The 17,095-nt window shown below is 31.7% G+C and carries 19 protein-coding genes and 1 tRNA gene; 7 read left to right on the top strand and 13 right to left on the bottom strand.

Annotated features, from left to right (window positions below; all coding sequences use genetic code 11):
• Positions 1–31: 31 nt before the first annotated feature.
• The 3 genes from D1866_RS10555 to D1866_RS10545 are packed head-to-tail and all read right to left on the bottom strand — an operon-like array spanning position 32 to position 2,643.
• Entirely contained in the window at positions 32–1,411 is a 1,380-nt protein-coding gene (locus D1866_RS10555; RefSeq protein ID WP_152939729.1) for a glycosyltransferase family 2 protein, read from the bottom strand.
• Positions 1,398–2,003 carry a ParB N-terminal domain-containing protein gene (locus D1866_RS10550; RefSeq protein WP_152939727.1) on the bottom strand — a complete coding sequence of 202 codons (606 nt, stop codon included), beginning with the start codon at positions 2,001–2,003 and terminating at the stop codon, positions 1,398–1,400. The genes D1866_RS10555 and D1866_RS10550 overlap by 14 nt, the downstream gene beginning before the upstream one ends.
• Positions 1,945–2,643, bottom strand: coding sequence for an endonuclease III domain-containing protein (locus D1866_RS10545; protein WP_155861155.1), 699 nt, complete (start codon positions 2,641–2,643; stop codon positions 1,945–1,947). Before D1866_RS10545 ends, D1866_RS10550 begins: the two co-directional genes overlap by 59 nt.
• Positions 2,644–2,698: 55 nt before the next feature.
• Here D1866_RS10545 and D1866_RS10540 point away from each other — a divergent pair, with 55 nt between their 5' ends.
• On the top strand, positions 2,699–2,965 hold the full coding sequence (locus D1866_RS10540) for an SSO5209 family protein (RefSeq protein WP_013775375.1): 267 nt from the start codon (positions 2,699–2,701) through the stop codon (positions 2,963–2,965).
• On the opposite strand, the gene D1866_RS10535 is transcribed toward D1866_RS10540, so the two are convergent.
• From D1866_RS10535 to D1866_RS10515, 5 genes are all read right to left on the bottom strand, one after another.
• Entirely contained in the window at positions 2,958–3,668 is a 711-nt protein-coding gene (locus D1866_RS10535) for a hypothetical protein (RefSeq protein WP_152939725.1), read from the bottom strand. The genes D1866_RS10540 and D1866_RS10535 overlap by 8 nt on opposite strands.
• A complete protein-coding gene (locus tag D1866_RS10530; RefSeq protein WP_152939722.1) occupies positions 3,652–4,797 on the bottom strand; it encodes a hypothetical protein in 1,146 nt (381 codons plus the stop codon). The genes D1866_RS10535 and D1866_RS10530 overlap by 17 nt, the downstream gene beginning before the upstream one ends.
• Positions 4,798–4,858: 61 nt before the next feature.
• Positions 4,859–6,796, bottom strand: coding sequence for a protein UpsX (gene upsX / locus D1866_RS10525; RefSeq protein ID WP_152939720.1), 1,938 nt, complete (start codon positions 6,794–6,796; stop codon positions 4,859–4,861).
• 28 nt (positions 6,797–6,824) lie between these two features.
• On the bottom strand, positions 6,825–7,835 hold the full coding sequence (locus D1866_RS10520) for an RsmB/NOP family class I SAM-dependent RNA methyltransferase (RefSeq protein ID WP_231136325.1): 1,011 nt from the start codon (positions 7,833–7,835) through the stop codon (positions 6,825–6,827).
• Positions 7,836–7,897: 62 nt separating this feature from the next.
• Positions 7,898–8,527 (bottom strand): hypothetical protein, encoded by a 630-nt coding sequence (locus D1866_RS10515; RefSeq protein WP_152939716.1) that lies wholly within the window; start codon positions 8,525–8,527, stop codon positions 7,898–7,900.
• Positions 8,528–8,581: 54 nt separating this feature from the next.
• Here D1866_RS10515 and D1866_RS10510 point away from each other — a divergent pair, with 54 nt between their 5' ends.
• The 5 genes from D1866_RS10510 (at position 8,582) to D1866_RS10490 (ending at position 13,116) form a co-directional block, all read left to right on the top strand.
• Positions 8,582–9,460, top strand: coding sequence for an NAD(P)/FAD-dependent oxidoreductase (locus D1866_RS10510; RefSeq protein ID WP_155861154.1), 879 nt, complete (start codon positions 8,582–8,584; stop codon positions 9,458–9,460).
• A gap of 185 nt (positions 9,461–9,645) precedes the next feature.
• A tRNA-Ser gene (locus D1866_RS10505) sits at positions 9,646–9,730 on the top strand.
• A 347-nt stretch (positions 9,731–10,077) separates the two neighbouring features.
• Positions 10,078–11,841 (top strand): cbb3-type cytochrome c oxidase subunit I, encoded by a 1,764-nt coding sequence (locus tag D1866_RS10500; RefSeq protein ID WP_152939714.1) that lies wholly within the window; start codon positions 10,078–10,080, stop codon positions 11,839–11,841.
• A 44-nt stretch (positions 11,842–11,885) separates the two neighbouring features.
• Positions 11,886–12,920 carry an oxidase gene (locus tag D1866_RS10495; protein ID WP_152939712.1) on the top strand — a complete coding sequence of 345 codons (1,035 nt, stop codon included), beginning with the start codon at positions 11,886–11,888 and terminating at the stop codon, positions 12,918–12,920.
• A 1-nt stretch (position 12,921) separates the two neighbouring features.
• On the top strand, positions 12,922–13,116 hold the full coding sequence (locus D1866_RS10490) for a hypothetical protein (protein WP_152939710.1): 195 nt from the start codon (positions 12,922–12,924) through the stop codon (positions 13,114–13,116).
• A 46-nt stretch (positions 13,117–13,162) separates the two neighbouring features.
• Here the strand turns inward: D1866_RS10490 and D1866_RS10485 are convergent, their stop codons facing one another.
• Positions 13,163–13,894 carry a TatD family hydrolase gene (locus D1866_RS10485; protein WP_152939708.1) on the bottom strand — a complete coding sequence of 244 codons (732 nt, stop codon included), beginning with the start codon at positions 13,892–13,894 and terminating at the stop codon, positions 13,163–13,165.
• A 34-nt stretch (positions 13,895–13,928) separates the two neighbouring features.
• A complete protein-coding gene (locus D1866_RS10480; RefSeq protein WP_013775364.1) occupies positions 13,929–14,096 on the bottom strand; it encodes an AbrB/MazE/SpoVT family DNA-binding domain-containing protein in 168 nt (55 codons plus the stop codon).
• A 247-nt stretch (positions 14,097–14,343) separates the two neighbouring features.
• On the opposite strand from D1866_RS10480, the gene lrs14 reads away from it, so the two are divergent.
• A complete protein-coding gene (lrs14, locus tag D1866_RS10475) occupies positions 14,344–14,727 on the top strand; it encodes an Lrs14 family HTH-type transcriptional regulator (RefSeq protein WP_013775363.1) in 384 nt (127 codons plus the stop codon).
• Here lrs14 and D1866_RS10470 read toward each other — a convergent pair.
• Genes D1866_RS10470 through D1866_RS10460 form a run of 3 tightly spaced genes read right to left on the bottom strand, consistent with a single transcriptional unit; the run spans position 14,724 to position 17,043 of the window.
• Complete coding sequence (locus D1866_RS10470; RefSeq protein ID WP_152939705.1) at positions 14,724–15,950, bottom strand: amidohydrolase; 1,227 nt, start codon at positions 15,948–15,950, stop codon at positions 14,724–14,726. The two genes, lrs14 and D1866_RS10470, sit on opposite strands and share 4 nt — an antisense overlap.
• The gene (locus tag D1866_RS10465) at positions 15,920–16,588 is read right to left on the bottom strand and encodes a diphthine--ammonia ligase (RefSeq protein WP_152939703.1); all 669 of its coding nucleotides are present in this window, start codon (positions 16,586–16,588) and stop codon (positions 15,920–15,922) included. Before D1866_RS10465 ends, D1866_RS10470 begins: the two co-directional genes overlap by 31 nt.
• Positions 16,585–17,043: a class I SAM-dependent methyltransferase gene (locus D1866_RS10460; RefSeq protein ID WP_152939701.1), complete on the bottom strand. Its 459-nt coding sequence runs from the start codon at positions 17,041–17,043 to the stop codon at positions 16,585–16,587. The genes D1866_RS10465 and D1866_RS10460 overlap by 4 nt, the downstream gene beginning before the upstream one ends.
• Positions 17,044–17,095: the final 52 nt, after the last annotated feature.

Raw genomic sequence — 17,095 nt, 5'->3', positions numbered from 1 at the left:
GGTTAAATGAAACTCTTAGAGTTAAAAGCTTCTATTTAATTTCTTGTTTATATGAAGAGAATGTAAAAATATAAGCTAAAGAATAGTAAAGAAGCCACAAGCCAGATATGAATTCTTGATGAAGTAAATAATTTATTGAAGCAGAGAGGAATAACACGCCGAAGGCTAGTATTATGTATACTATTTTTGTTTTTCCGGCTTTTCCTTTAGGAGTTATAATATAATTTCTTGACTTTTTAAATGCACTAAATATGGATAAGGTAATAAATGGAGATATTGAAACAGTATAGGCAGAGATCTTACCTAATGATCTTAACGCTTCAATTAATTTAATCCCAGAATCTCTAGCTACTTTAATGAAATTGTATGCATATATTCCAAGTGCTATAGCCCACAGAGTAAAGAGCGGAATAGAATTTAATGGATCCCCTTTATCTAAAAAGGAATAAACTGAGATAAGCAATGCTGCAATGAAAGTTAATGCAATAGGTACGTATTGGAGAAGAAACAGTAATGCGTCTATTTTCTGTAATATATTAGCTTTGCTAGTTATTATTTGTTTAAATCTTCTAGTTAGAACTTCTATGCTTCCCATTGCCCATCTGGTCTGTTGAATGTAAAAGGCTAGTAAATTATCTGGAACTTCGACAAATACTATAGAGTCAGAGGAGCATATCCTTTTTCCACGATTTATAAGTCTAGCTCCTATTTCTAAATCATCCTGAATCATGTTATAGTCCCAAGGGCCTACTTCTTCTATTGCACTTCTCTTAAACATTGTTCCGCATCCTACAGGAAATACCTTTAAATTTGCTCTATCTCTTCCTCTAAGAATAGAGTTGTCTGCAATTATAGTAGATACCATTATACCCTTAGCCAAAAGCGAGTAACCATTATGTGAATATCCTATCCATTTCATTGTAACTGCGTCGCATCCAAATTGTAACATGTGAAGGTAAGCTTTTTTGATAGAATCTTTTCTTACTCTCGCATCTACATCTAAAGTTAATATTAAGTCTCCTCTACTTCTTTCAAATCCATAAGCTAAAGCGCCGCTCTTAAAACCTAATTTTTTATCCCTTCTATACATTCTAACTTCTAATCCTTGTGGCGGAATTATTTTCTCTTTCATTTCCTCAAAATATTCTGGGCTATCGTCTGATACTATTATTACTTCCATCTTACTCTTATCCCAATCTACTTCTGCTAAATTATCTAGGAGTCCTTGTATTAATTCCGGTCTCTCGCCTTTTGTAGGAACTATAATTGAAAGCAAAGGTAAGTCTCTAGGATTTGCATCTATGACGTCTATTCTATTATATCCTAGTTTAAAGAATATATATTGATATAATAGAATTAATGAAGGTATTACAAATACTATTATCTGCGTTATAACGCTAAACGAATTCATTCAATGAAATTCTATAACTCGGGATAATAAATTCATAGCTATGTCTTGTCGTTTTTGGCGGGAATCTTAATCCTTTCTTAGCAATACTTAATACATATTCTTTATCTAAATAGGGCGGTTCTATTCCCTCTTTGGGATTCTTTATTACATTTACTCCAATTGATAATAAATATTTCTCTATTATGTTTAATTTCCAGTATAGAGTATATTCTGAATTAGAACAGAATTTTCTAGAGAAAAAGTTAATACAAACCTTTCCTTCAGTATCTGGTATAATCAACGAGAGTATTTTATCTACATTACTTCCTTTACTGAATACTATTTTTCTAAACCATTTATTTACTTTTACATAATCCTTTCTATAGTTGATTAAATATGCAGGTATTTTTGAAAATCCCAATAATTTCATTGCATAAAATCTATGGTGACCGTCGATTACCATGAACGTTTCTTCATCAATTATTATGGGATTAATTTCCTTAGTTTTCCTAATACAGTCAATTACCTTGTTTAGGTTAACAATATCTATATCTTCATGAGTTATTATTTGGTTTATTTTTATTAATTCTGGAGTAATATTCGCAACAGTCATTTAGTACACACTTCTCACATAAAGGATTTTTTGCCTTGCAAACATTTCTTCCGTGAGCTATTAATAAATGATGCGCCTCTAAGTAATCCTTAGGGTCAAAAAGTCTCATAAGGGAAGCAGAAATTTGTTCATAACTTCCCGAAGCTATTCCCAGTCTTTGAGATATTCTCTTTATATGTGTATCAACTGGGAAGTATGGATATCCCTTACAAGTTAACAGTACAACATCAGCAGTTTTTTCTCCTATACCAGGGAGGGATAATAATTCTTCTCTAGCTTCCTGTGGAGCTTTATCTAGAATTTTATTTAAATCACCATTATATTTTTCTTTTACAATTTTTGAAAGTTCTTTTATTCTTTCTGCTTTAATTCTGTAAATTCCAATATTTCTTATACATGATGCGATATCGTCTAGATTGGCTTTAATCAAATTATCCGGAGTTACTCCTATTTTTTCCTCCAATGTATAGAATGCCTTATAAGTTCCTTTATCTGTAGAATTCTGAGAAAGTAAAGTTGCTATAAGAACTTTAAATGGATCCTTAAAGTTTATCCATACGTCGTAAGCAACATATTCCTTAGGGTCTCTCTTATAAGCCTTTCTTAGTCTTTCAATGATTTCTTTTCCAGTACACTTCACAATATGATAAGGAGTGAGAGAGCTTTTAAGTGAAATAGCTCCAGTATCTCAACTGATGTACGAAATTAAAGTTGTTCTTGAGTCTATAAGAGACGGCGCAGTAAATCCCGGAGAGGTAGTAATAAGGACAAAAATTCCCAGATATGAGGTTCTAGCAATTTTCCACATTCTAGAAGGATTAGGGCTTATAGAAACTATTTACTCTAAAGGTTCGCACAAGGTATATAAGCTTACTCAAAAAGGCGAAGAAATCTTGGATGCTTTAGAAAAAGGTCACGAAATAGATATTATCACAAAGGAAAGTAAAGATGCACTTATATAAACCATATTAGTGCTGAAATTAATGATATATAAAATATATTTTTGTAGTCAAATAAACTATTTCTTAACAGCAGAGATAGCATTGAAGACATTATTAATACAGTTAATACTCCTTCCTCGTATGCTATAATTCCTGATGATTTAATTATAGGCAAGGTTAGCAAAGGTAGGAAATACAGTATGAAGTAAAATACTTGCAGTTTTTGATAGAATTCATATAGCTTTCTCTCAAGCTTGTTCAACCTTTTTATAGTCGCCTTGTAAATTTTACTTCCTTGTAATAATTCTCTCTTCATTTCTTTTATTTTTTCTTCTTTTCTCTTAAGAAATTGATGATATACATCCTCCTTATTAAAATTCCAGTTAAGTACAGAAAATATGACAAGGGAAGCACTTATCCTTGCTTCTATTGTTATTGGAAGTAATAATGGTATTATCGAAGTTAATGATAATAGATTAACTTTTTGTGTAAAGTTAATCTTGTTCTTTATTATAAGATATGACAGACTTAATGCGGAAACAAGTAAGGCAATGGCCAATGTTTGAATATAGAATCGCAAGTAAATTAAACTTGATATAAATGTTAGATAATTAAATATCAGGATCTTTATTGATAAATTTTCAAGATCAGTAATGTTTTCCTCGTTAGAATTTCCAAAGCCTTTGATATTAAACAATTTTATAAATTTAAATTTCTGGCTCAATTTTTTCACCTATTTTCATTATTTTCTCTCTTATTTCATATTTATCTAAGATATTATTATTAGTTAAATTTTCTATAATTGATACCTTTAAATCTAGATTATTGGTATTTATCTTATTCTTCAGCGTAATAGAGTAGCTAAATTCCTTTTTGTTCATATTACCTTTTTTACATACCTTTCGTATCCTTACTTTAGTCCTTATTGAATATAACTCATAAATATTAATATAATTTCTTACTATTTCTACAAGTATTGTAGGTAGTTTAGATAAGGAAAGTAATTGAGATTTTGATAAGCTACTTAGAAAAGTAATATTATCTGGAAATTCGGATAATATTATGATTCCCTTATTTTGAGTATTTAAATCTAGAGTTTTTACAATTACATCATTATCAATGTAATCGAATAATACAATATCTGGATTATAATAATCAATTATATCGAGATTTTTAACATCGTTTAGTACAATTAAGTCGTCAAGCTTTCTAATCTTAGATTTGCTTACTACTACAATTTTATTGAACTTATTGTAAACTAGGTTTATTAAAGAATAGGCTAAACATCTGGCAATTCTTTTATTTCCATTTATTATTATAATTCCCAAGTTCTCAATAATATGCCATAAGTATGCAGTGGAGTACTTATTTAAGTATCCTTCAGAAATGAGTTCAGTTATACTTTCAGAGTACAAACTATCGCTTTTTATTATGTTAAAGTTTATATCATCCTTAACTTTAATTATCGCCTTAAACTTGTCATTTTCTATAACAATATATTTTCCTAGCCTCCTGTAATTTTTTGAATCAATAAATTTAGAGAAAATATTTAGTATTTCATCTTTACTGATTTTTATATTAGTTATTGCTCTGCCTAACCCTTTAATTTTTACCGCTAAAGGTTTTGAAACGTCGTAGCATTCAATTTCTTCAACGTTCTTATCAAGCATTAAACAAGTTAATTTACCGAATTTTTCCATTTTTTCTCTATAATAATTTATTTTCTCTATACTATTCTGAGGTAATTGAACTTGAGATTTGAGAGCTTTCTCTTCCTCTGCAGTTAATGTAGGTTCTTCTACTGTGTAATTTAATATATTATCAACTTGTGATATTGAAACTTTGCAGCCCATGACATAATACGTATTTTTTATTATATTGGAAGACACGTTAGAGATTGAAAATAAAAAAGCTTCAGACTATACCAAAACTTTTGAGCAATTCTTCTAACTTACTCTTTGAGTTCGCTGCAACCTTGAAATATACCTCTTTAGGAATTTTATATGTTCTCTTTATTGTTTTATTCCCAATGTAGATCCTAATGAAAACTTCATCATACGCTGGGTCTAATGGGAATATTATCCTTTCGGGAAGACCTCTATAACTATGTGTTCCGTAGAAAACTTCTATAGGGTAATAATATTTCATTTTTGGTATTAAAACTAAATATGGATAATTTATTGTGTAATATAAGTTTTCTATAGGGTTTTTTAAATTTACAATTACTTTATCTCCAGAAATCTTTATGCCCTCTTTTGAGTTTTCTTTAATTAATATTGCCTTTTTGTGCTTTGGATAATGGCAAATTTTAGTCCAAGAAATGTCTCCCTTACGAGCGTATAATATTTTCACTATATAGTCGCCACGGTCCACAATTTTTGATTTCCACTCCTTAGGAGGTTCTACAAAAATTATAGGAACAAGGAATTCCATGGAGCTTTGTATTACGTTATTTCTTATTATTTCTATTTTAATGATTTCATTTGAGTCTTTTTTATCAAATATATTGATAGGAATTTTAAGCTCTTTATTAACTTCTTTTTCATTGAATGTGAAATCAAATAATTTATCTCTAAACCTTATTCTAATTACATAAGGTATATTTGTTATTATTTTAGTATTAATAGTCAGATTTAGATATGAATTCATTTTAGTTCCTAGAACTTCTCCATTAGTCCTTATAATAGAACCCTTGGCATATATTTTAGGTTTTTCGCTTATAATTGGTATATTAGCATTTAATGAGAAGAATGGTGATATTAATTTAAATTTAGCCTCATAATCTCCCAATAATTTTGGTTCTACTTCAACTTCGTAATATTTTGAATTTATATCTCTTCTAATAACTTCTATTACATTTTGATATTCTATATCATAGTTTTTTCTTATAAGGATTTTTATCGGCGAAGAAGTATCTAGCACATTTTTCTCAGTCCTTATTACATCTTCATCGTCTAGGCTATCTACTACTCCGACAAAGGGGTTTCTGAATAAAACTATATATCTAGTAGTTGCGCTGGCTCCAGAACTGAGGAATTTATATATTAAAAAAAGATTTTTATCGTAAACTAATGTGTGACTGTCTGCAGTTAATATAATAAAATTAGAATTTACAAAACTCAAGAACGGATTAGCGTTAATTTCAATTTCCTGCCATATTCCGTCGCTGAAATATTTTACTTTATCACCACAGGATATAACTATTCCGTTATTAATAACTCCTAAAAGCTCTGCCTTATTTTCGCAGAAACCTATCACGTCTTCCTCAAGTAATATTTTACCATCGATACCTTGGAAGATTGATCTATTGCCATATCTACCTAAGAGAATTTTCTCTTCATTTATTGTTAAGGATCCTGACTTTGATATTATCTCAGTATAACCATCATAAACTAGCGAGATCCCATTTTTATTTACTATGTAATATTTTGGCTTATCTCTATCAATTTCCATATTATCATATATTAAAGTTATTTTCCTATTATTTTCCAAGATATAAGTATTAAAAAATTTTAGGAATTTATTATATTTATTTCCATTAAAAATAAACTCATTTTCCCTTATTTGTAAAACCTTTTCTATTACTCCTTCAATATTAATATAAGTAACGCCTAGAAAATCTCCATGGCTTTCTTCTAGTACTTCTTCTTTTCCGTCTATTTGAATTAACTTATTACTTTTTTGAATCATCCATGGATCTTTTCCTATATTTACTTCAGGGAAAAGAATGATCTCTGGCTGTCTTATTGAATCTGTTTTCAAATAGATTGTATTCTCAATGTTCTCTAAAGTATAATTTACTCCTTCAGGGATAAATATTCTTGAAATGTACTTATAATTAGGAATTTTCACATAATTTTATATGTATTTAAATTGTAGACTACTGCAAAAGTATTTTAGTTATGAAAAATCCTTCAGTCAAGTTGATATGAGGGAATAATCTTATTCCATTAACGTTATCGATGTAAGGTCTTTCACCAACTATTTTTGGTTTCTCAGTTTTAAGGTTTAGAAAGTGTTCCTCTCCTTCCTCAGGGAATAAAGAACATACCGAGTAAATTATATAATCAGCGTCAATAATTTTTCTTGCTTCATCTATCATTTTCTTTTGAAGCTGAGAGTAATATATTACCTTTTCTCTCGTAAGGTTAACCATTATTGCTGGCTCATTAGAAATCATTCCAGAAGAAGAGCAAGGTGCGTCAAGTAGTACCTTATCAGATCTTAGCATCGAGTTACTAGCAGAATCTTGGTGTATAATATGAACTTTATTCATATTAACTCCCATTTTTTTAAGCAGATCTACCTCTCTTTTTAGCCTATTTATATCAACATCAGCTATAAATAATTCAACTGTATTCTCACCTAGTTGCATAATTTGTGACGCTTTAGTACCTGGAGCTGAAGATAAATCTATAATTTTATCATTATTTTCAACTTCTAAACTCTCAACGGTTAATACGCTAGCCTTATCTTGAATAATAATCTCAAAATTTGCAAACTCCTTAGTCTTTTTCAGTCTACTCTCGTTTTCAACTTTAATCAAATAATAAACGTCATTATCAACCTCAAAACTAACTCCTTGATTCTCTAATGATTTTAAAACCTTATCAACGTCAACCTTTAAGGTATTTATCCTAACCCACGTATTTTTTATTCTCAAAGATTTTTCTAAAGATTTCACATCTAGATATCTTGACAACTCTTCCCTAGCCCATGAAGGTAATAGAATTTCGTAATTACCTTGTAAAAACTGATCTACTTTTTTAGACCTTTTACCTTTTAGAGAATTATATGAAAGTAGGAGTAGCCTAGATATTTCATATAACTCGTCGTAATTAATTCCCTTAACTTTCTTAATCTCTTTAGTTTTCTTGAAAGCAACAGGCAAAGGGTATCCTTTCTCTTCTACGAAATATAAAAGGGTAGTCAAAAAATCTTTAATCAATTTTCTCACAAAATTACATAATTATTTACATTACACAAGTTCTTCTTCCTACATAAGTCGAAGAAACAATCAATGGCTTTTCTTCCTTTAAGCCCTAATTCCTTTGAAATCGGCGTTATAACGCCTTTTGCTTCTTGTAAACTTGCAGACTCTCTAATCAGTATTTTCACCTTACTTATTACGTCTTCAGGCAAATTGCTACCTATAACGTTCAAAACTATTGGTAAATCTCCACACACCTCTTTCCATTTATCGCTTAATGATATCTTGAACTCCTTTGTAGTGAATTTACTTCCGTTACAGTTATCTCTGCCGTTTGGAATTCCTCTATAATTCATTAACACCTTTAGAAGGTAAAACTCCGTAGAATTACTGTTTATGCAGACTTCGTTCTTCAAACTATCCAATCCTAAGGAATTTATTACATAAGCTCCATTTGATAATATTTTTGTTTCAATATAATTTAGATCTGGAAGAGGAAGATAATATAGGTCAAAATTAGTGTATTTAAACTTAATTTCTTCTTCCTTAATTTTTATTGCTTCTATTTCAATTCCTTTATCTATTTCCTTATCTAAAATAGGTAATATAGGTAGTAATTCCTCTTCTTTTGAATAAGCTAGACTTAACTTCAATCCAATAAGAGAGAGATTACACAAAAATTATTAATCTTTCTACTTACAACTCATGTGATATTCATACTAGGTTCTGGATATGCGGGATTAAATGCATATTACAATATAAGAGGAACAGAGAAAATAATTCTTTCTCGTGAGAATAAATTCGTTTTCTATACAGCATATCTTAGAAATCTGATAAAGAATACGAAATATGAGGTTAGTTTAAATTTTGTCCGAAAAGAAGATGTAAAAGACGTGGATATTTCAAATTTAGAAATAAAAACTGACAAAGGTGAATACAAGGCTGATAAGATAATTATTGCTTTAGGTTGCAAAAGACCTAATTTAGAATATATAATGAAGAGAATAAATAATAAAAATGTAAAAGAAAATATTTGTATAACGGCCGAAGACGAGTACGACGATTATTTGGCTCTGCAGATAACACTGTATTCAAAAATTGCCGGAAAGAACGTGAGATATCATGGCAACTTCTTATCTTATCTAGGCAATAAAGTAGCCAACGTAGTAAGTGAATTAACCCAAAAATACATTAAAACTTGCGAAGAACCTAACCTCATTATCGAAAAATGCGTTCCTCCAGAGTTTACCGGCTTGCTAAGTGTTAATAGTTATCTTGGGGTTAAGAAAAACGTTTATGCAATAGGAGATATTATCAAAGGTTGGCCGAAATTAGGAGAGTTGGCAATGAGAGAAGGAATATATGTTGGTAAAAAAATATCTGGAAAACTTGAGGGAGAATTTGAACCAATTTATATTCACATAGTTGATACTGGAAGAGAAGGAATTCATATAAGATCAAAAGTTCCTTGGGGAATTAATTATCAAGAAGTTAAAGTTTCTAAAATTAGGTCATTGATGAAGAGATTCATAGAAAAATATTATATTTGGAGGAAAGGTAACATGGGATTTCTTTATTATTTATAGATGCCCAGGGACTGGGGGGTATCAGGGGATTATCCGCCTTCATATTTTAGTCCCTGAGCATCTCTAGATTATCTATATAAATGAGGTTAAAATTATTAGCTCTATATACAAAGCAAATACTTAGATGCTTGACGTTGAGCAACTTATCTAAAGATTTTTAAGTTATAGATTAGAATAAATATAATGCCGGGATCGCCTAGCTCGGTTAGGGCGGCGGCCTGCTAAGCCGTTGGGGGAAACCCCGCGCGGGTTCAAATCCCGCTCCCGGCGCTACAAAGCGTAAGTTTAATTGCGGGTAAAGTACTTATAATCTACAGTCCATCTCAAATATTATTATTCTTACTCAATTTCGCAATTTATTCAATTGCACTTTTATTCGATAAGCTAGATGTAGTAACTGTCGTCATTTAGAATTTACCCCTTTACTGTTTTACATCGCTAGACATAGAATTCTCGATTTTTAATAAAAAATCTTTAAATTCAATATTTAACATACTTTACCTTATCTATAACATTTTCCTTTATTATAGATAGTTTAACTGTGTTAAAGTAACTTTATAAAAAAATATTAATGTAAAATATAAGAACTAAAAATATACATTAGTCATTGATCCGATATGAGTCTAAAGGATCTTGTAATTTCCTTATTCCAACTTGACAAAGACTGGACTACTAGAATTGTAATGGCAATGTTAGTAATGGGAGTTATATGGGGTTTACTTGGTGTTATAGACTCATTAATGGTTAGAATCCAAGAGTCCACTTGGGGAACCTATGGAGTATTGGCGATGACTTCACAGGAGTACTATGCAGGAATAACTCTACATGCAGAGAGGGACTTATTCGGATTTGCAGAGCAAGTTGAGTTTGCATTATTCATTTACTTTACAATAAAATTATTAAACCTTCAGCCCAGAGCAAAATGGTTATTAAATACAGCATTTATTGCAATAAACATTTCCATGATGTTCATGGAAGGACCCATTGTTGTGTTCCCAACATTTAATGATAATTACTTCTCCGCAACTGATTGGTACTATATATCTCCAATGGGGATTCCTCCTTATTCTGAGTACGTAGTTTCTCCACTATTCTTCATAGGTTGGTTATTACTTGACGCCTTCACTTATATGGCTTCGGTATGGATTATCTATCATTACTATATTGCATCTAAGTCATTAAAGGAAAAATTGCCAGTAGCTCTAGTATTCTTCCTAATGAATACATTATTATATGCAATAGGTTACTCCGGAGTAACTGCTGCTGACATATGGGATATTCTAGCTTACGCTGGAATAGTTGGATTAAATCCAATAGCTAACCAAATAGCTTTCTGGATATTTGGTCATGCAGTAGTTTACATGGCATGGTTACCTGCAGTGGCTGCACTTTACTTATTAATACCAACTCTAGCAAATAAACCATTATATAGCGATAGAATGGCAAGAATTTCCGCATTACTCTACTTAATCTTCTCCAATAACGTTCCCGTGCATCACTTATACATGGTTAACTTACCAGTGGCAATAAAAGTATTACAAGAAATACTAACTTATGCAGTAGTTGTTCCCTCAATGATGACTTTCCTTAACTTATGGGCTACAGCAAAAGGTGCTCAAGTTAACTTTAACGTAATTACTGCATTTGTAGCAACGTCATTTGCAGGGGCAATTGCCGCAGGAGTAACTGGAATTGCTAACGCTACGATAGCCTTTGACTCAATAGTCCACAATAGCATGTGGGTAGTTGGGCACTTCCACGCTATGATCTTATTATCAATTGTACCTGCAGCAATGGCGGTATTATATTTCATGATACCAATGATGACTGGTAGGCAGTGGTATTCTAGCAAGATGGCATGGATTCATTATATTGGTTATACAATAGGAGCTTCAATCCTAATAATTGGCTTTGAAATGATAGGCTTTTACGGCGTTGTAAGAAGGGCGGAAATATATCCAAGAGTTCCTGGCTTAGTATTTGCTGAGAATTTAGCAACTGCTGGAGCACTTATTGCTGAAATCGCTACACTAGTTTGGTTCGTAAATCTAGTAGCAACCCTAGTGAAAGGAAGGACTGCAAGATTAGAAGGATTATCATTAGGTCAGCTCATTAACACGGTTGCCATGAGTTTAGATTGGAGTTCTGCCGGGTTTAAACTTAATAACTTCAATAAAATAGGAAAAACTATGAATAGCAAAGCATTAGGAGCATATTGGGCTCTAGGAATTATAGGTGCTTTAATAATAGTAATTAGTACAATACCTCTAGCGTTGGGCGGAGATATGTATAATGCAATGCCGTGGGCGTGGATAATCCTTCTAACACTGGGTATAATATTAATTTCTTACCCAGTACTAAAGGGTGCGAAGAGTTTATAATTTCTTTTTTTATTAAATATGATTCTATCTAAAAGGTGATTTAAATGGACAAAAAAGAAAGATGGGAATTAGCTTGGACAATATTTGTAATAGTTTTATTTGCAATTGTAATAGCAGGAACTTTACCTGAAGATTTTGTTGTAGGGGGAGTTCCTTCAGTAGAAAGATGTCTAGTAGGAGTTCCCACATCTAAAATTATCGATGTTCATATTACTTCCTACCAGTACTTATTCAAGATAAATGAAAGCGGCGGTGGAATAATATCGGATGAGCTAGGGAGTCCTTATTACTATAACCTAATAATAGGTCACCCTGGAGAGTACTTAAATATAACAATGCGTTCAGCTGATGTTACTTCTAACTTCTATTTTGCAGACTATTCTGATAGAGTAGTGACAGACCAAATAGTTCCCGGTTTAGTAGCATATGATGTATTACCAGTTCCAAATATAACTGGAGCTTATGCATTTTTAGGAGGAGAATATAACGGACCTTGGTTCAGTTATCAAACAGGATTACTCCTAAGTTTACCATATAGCGGATATTTCACTTCAGGAAATATAACAGCGTATGAGAAACAAACTTCAGTTGCACAGAGTGTGGCATTAAAGGGAGACCCATATAATCCGCCAATAATTGGGCCATCAACATCCTTCTATTTAGTAGGAAATCAATGTGGAATATTTAATGACACTGTGCCAGGTCCTACGTTAATAACTTGTGCACATAAGACTGTAACTGTTAAAATGTATATACCAACTCCAGACGATGATAGGAATTACTTATACAACTATTCCGTAAATGGAACAGCTTATCCAGTAACTTCAGTATATGTAGGAATATACGCAATATGGTGGAATGGTACAATTACTTTAGTAAAGCAAGTTCCAATATCTTATGGAACTACTATGTGCTTCACTTTTAACGCTACTGCACCAGCATACTTATACGGAATAATAACGCCAGTATATTATAACTATAATCCTTGTGGCTTAAGCACTAAGATTGGGGATCTAATAGGAGTTCAGAAAGGATATATTATGGGTGCATGGGGAGTAATATTAGTGGAGTGTGATTAAAATGGTTAGCTTCTTCAAAGTTTTAGGAGTAGGTTACATATTAGCTATAGCGTTACTAGTATGGGAATTAGCTGACGCCACTCTTCATGCTGCAGCAGCACCATATACATTACTATTCACTATAATGGCTTTCATAGGCTTCATATCGTTCTTCCTATTCGTTTACTTCGCGCCCCAAGAAGAGGAAAAGAAGTAAAATTTAAGGCAATTTTTCTTTTTTGTTTTTCCTTTTATTAGTTTCCTTATTGCATGAAGACTCTGTAAAAATTTTTCTCAATTTGCTTTTCTATCTCCTCCTTGCCCAATCCTTTAATTATAGATAGTTCGCTTAGTGTTATGCTAACATTACATGGTTCGTTTATCTTTCCTTTTTCTGGCCCTAAAAATGGCGAATCTGTTTCTGTAAATAATCTATCTAGAGGTACTTCTTTTGCGATTTGTCTTCTTAGATTATCTCTTACTATAATTGGTGGAAAAGATAAGTATCCTCCAAGGTCTAGAATTTTTCTTGCTATTTTTATACTACCTTCGAATGCATGAATTATGAAAGTTAATTTATATGAAGATATTAACTGAAGAAAGTCACTCATTCCGCCTCTTATGTGCAATATTACTGGTTTTCTTCTCTTTTCTCCTATTTCTAAGAAAGTAGATAGTACTTCTATTTCCTTTTTTCTCAGTTTTTCATCCTTTATCCAGTAGTAATCTAATCCTACTTCGCTTATTGCCATTGCCTTATCTATTAAAGGTAATATTTTATCAACTTCTTTCTCGGCCTTCTCTATATATTCAGGATGAAATCCTATTGCAGGGTATACAATGTCTTTGTATATTCTTGCTAGTTCTAGTGTTTCTAAGTCGCTATGCAAATCAACTCCAGCGTTTATTATTTTTATATTACACTTGGATAAAATCTCATCTATCTTGTCCTTAAGCTCATCAGAATTTAAGTGAGCATGAATATCAATAAGCATGGAAAACAAAAAATGAGAATTTATTTAAAAATTTTTACTTCCAAGGTTCCTTAAGCAGTGTTATCTTTACTGCATTCTCTTTTTCATCGAATACTACTTTAACTAGATCTCCTTCCTTTATTTGGAACTTCTGCCTTATTTTAGCGGGAATTGTAACTTGATAGTTTCTACTTACTTTTACAATTTCTTCTACGTCTGCCATTTATAGATCACTATGTTACCTATTTAATCTTCTAATATATAAATCTTTTTATATACAGTAAAAAATAGCTTTGAAAGTATTAAGGACATAGTGAATACTTTGGGAACGATTTACATAAATATATAATTAACTTTTATGAGTTCTTTTGTATAACGTCTTACTTCTCTATAAAAGTTGAAATGCTATCCTTAAAATACATGGAAAAAATATATATATGAGAAGTTTAGAATCTTTATTTGTGGTTTAAATGGAGCAAAGTCAGATAAGTGGATCAAGAATAAAGTTACCATCTGGAAAAGATGCAGGGTTGGTAGATATATTGTCATTTTGCTATGGGCTTTCAGAAACTGATGTGCAAGTATTAATGGCACTAATGAAAGGAGATGCAAGAGGAACTGAAGAGCTTGAGAGCGACTTAAAGCTTTCTAAGGCATCAATTAACAGAAGCTTAAATAAACTTTTAGAAATGGCATTAGTAATGAGGATTAAGGAGCCAGGAAATAAGGCAGGAAGACCAAGATACCTTTACAAGGCAAAGGATTACAACGAGCTAAAGTCTAAGATTTTACAAGATATTAAGGACTGTTCAGATAAGATGGCATCATTAGTTGAAAGCGAGTTTAAGCCTTAAATAAGTTCATTTAATTTTTTTGCTAGTTCGTGAATCTTTTCTTTTATAAATTTCTTGTCTATTATCCTTCCATTTATAATTATTTTATTTACATTCTCTCCAGTGGCATAATAAACTATATTTGATAACAGTCTGTCTTTTTTTAAAGGATAAAGATCATCTTTGTTAAAAAGTATTAAGTCAGCTACGTAACCTTCTTTTATTAATCCACCTTTGATTCCTAATAATTTATACCCGTTTTCTGTAGCGGCCTTGAATACGTGTAAAGCCTTTATTCTGGTATCCCAATAGGAGTGACGTTGTAATAATACTGCGTTTTTCATCTCTCTTATAATGTCTAGTGAATTATTACTAGCTGGTCCATCTGTGCCTATTGTAACATTTATTCCTGCGTTCATCATTTCATAGAACGGAAATGCTCCTGCTGTAGCTAGTTTCATGTTAGATGTTGGGCAATGAGTTACTGTAACAGAATCTTTTAGCATTTCAATTTCCCAACTAGCTACCCAACCAAGATGAACTGCTTGGAACTTTGTTATTCCTAAAGAGTGCAAATACTCTACTGGAAATTTTCCTTTTCTTAATTTTGTTTCGTAAATTTCTCTTCTAGTCTCAGATAAGTGTATGTTTATCCAAGTGTTCTGTTCTTCAGCTAGATCTTTTGCTAAGAGTAACGTTTTTTCGTTTACTGCGTATATACTGTGCACATTAATTATTGGTTTGAATAGGTTAGTCTCGCGAAGTCTTCTTTGCATTTTTGCTACTTCTTCCGGGTCAAAGATTTTATCTAAGAAAGTATAACCTGCGGCAGCCCTAATACCGTACTGCTGGGATATCTCTACTATATCTTCTGGATTAAAATACATGTCAACGAATGCGGTAGTCCCTGAAGATAACATTTCCAATACTGCTAATTCGCTGCTTATCTTTAATATATCCTTACTTACAGATCTTTCCTTTTCCCACATTTTATCCAGCCATTCTTGTAGTTCGCTATCATCGTAATATCCTCTTAAGAAGATCATGGCAGAATGAGTATGTGAATTTACAAAACCTGGAGTTACTACATACTCTGAACAGTCTATTTCATCTCCTTCTGTTTCCTTGCCTATGCTTTTTATTTTACCATTTTCAATTATTATGTTAGTATTTTCTAGAGTTTTTTCTGAGTCTATTACGAAGGAACAGTTTTTCAAAGTATACGTTTTATTAAAAACCTCCAATTATCCTCTCCTAATCTTTTTATTTCTCCAAACACTTTTAATCTTCTTTTAAATAATGGTGCATAAATAACGTACGTTTCAGCTTCTCCACCTTCAAATGCAGGATTGAATCCAAATTCTCTTGCTCTCCTTATTATTAGGTCTATGTCCTCTCTCTTTATTACTTTTCCTAAAAGCTCATAAGGAAAACCGTAAGCGGATGTGGAAGTAATTATGAACTCGAATCCCTCATCTATAAGTTCATACATATACTTTTCTTGGTCTTTTCTCCACAATGGAGAATAAGTCTTCAGTGAGAGTTTTTCAGCTATAATGTTAGCATTAAGCCTTTGATAATCAGATAATAGTGCCCCTGTTACAATGCCCTGAGCTCCTAGATCTTTACATTTTTTAAAAGCAGCATATAAGTCCTCGAGTTCTTTATTTTTTTCACCGGATGTTGGCATTTGAATAATATTCATTCCCAATGCCTCAGCCTGATATTTAGTGAATTCAACATTAGGATACTGAAACATCCAAGAATCTTCTCTTTTAGGCAGGAGGGTAAGTAAAGATATTACTTCAAAGCCTTTAAATACTGCCCAATGCAATGCATAAGTACTATCTTTTCCTCCAGAGTATAATACGCAAACTTTCATAATTTGTAACAATAAATAGTGTGTTCAGTTAAGCCCAATAAACCCATTGCTTTTATTTTCTTAATTTTTTCTAAAGATAATTTACTAAATTCGAAATCGTGGCTTATTATCTTCAAGCCACTTTTGCCAATCTTTAAGATTATATCTTCCAAGAGTTTGTTACTTCTAGGCGAGAGATAAATGGTAATTATTGTAGCTCTTGGAATTAAAACCTCCGAAAGGGATAATAAGTCACCACATATTATTTCCACATCTTCTGATTTAGACTCCTTACATAAAACCTTATTTAATTCTACGCCTATGACTAATTTAACGTGAAAATACATCTTTGCAATTTTAAGTATTCTACCATCTCCACTTCCAAGGTCTATTAGAATATCGTTTCTTCCTGCGTTAGCACAGCTTAGCATTTCTTTAATAACTTCTTCTGGAGTTGGAATGAATGGAGCAAGCATTTAAAAGTAACTAAAGAAAAAACATATTAACTTTAGAGGTAGATGAATAGTT

Origin of the sequence: Acidianus ambivalens, assembly GCF_009729015.1 — an archaeon.
GTDB classification, from domain to species: Archaea; Thermoproteota; Thermoprotei_A; order Sulfolobales; family Sulfolobaceae; genus Acidianus; species Acidianus ambivalens.
The sequence above is the reverse complement of the archived record's forward strand: the minus strand, read 5'-3'. Positions and strand labels throughout refer to the sequence as shown.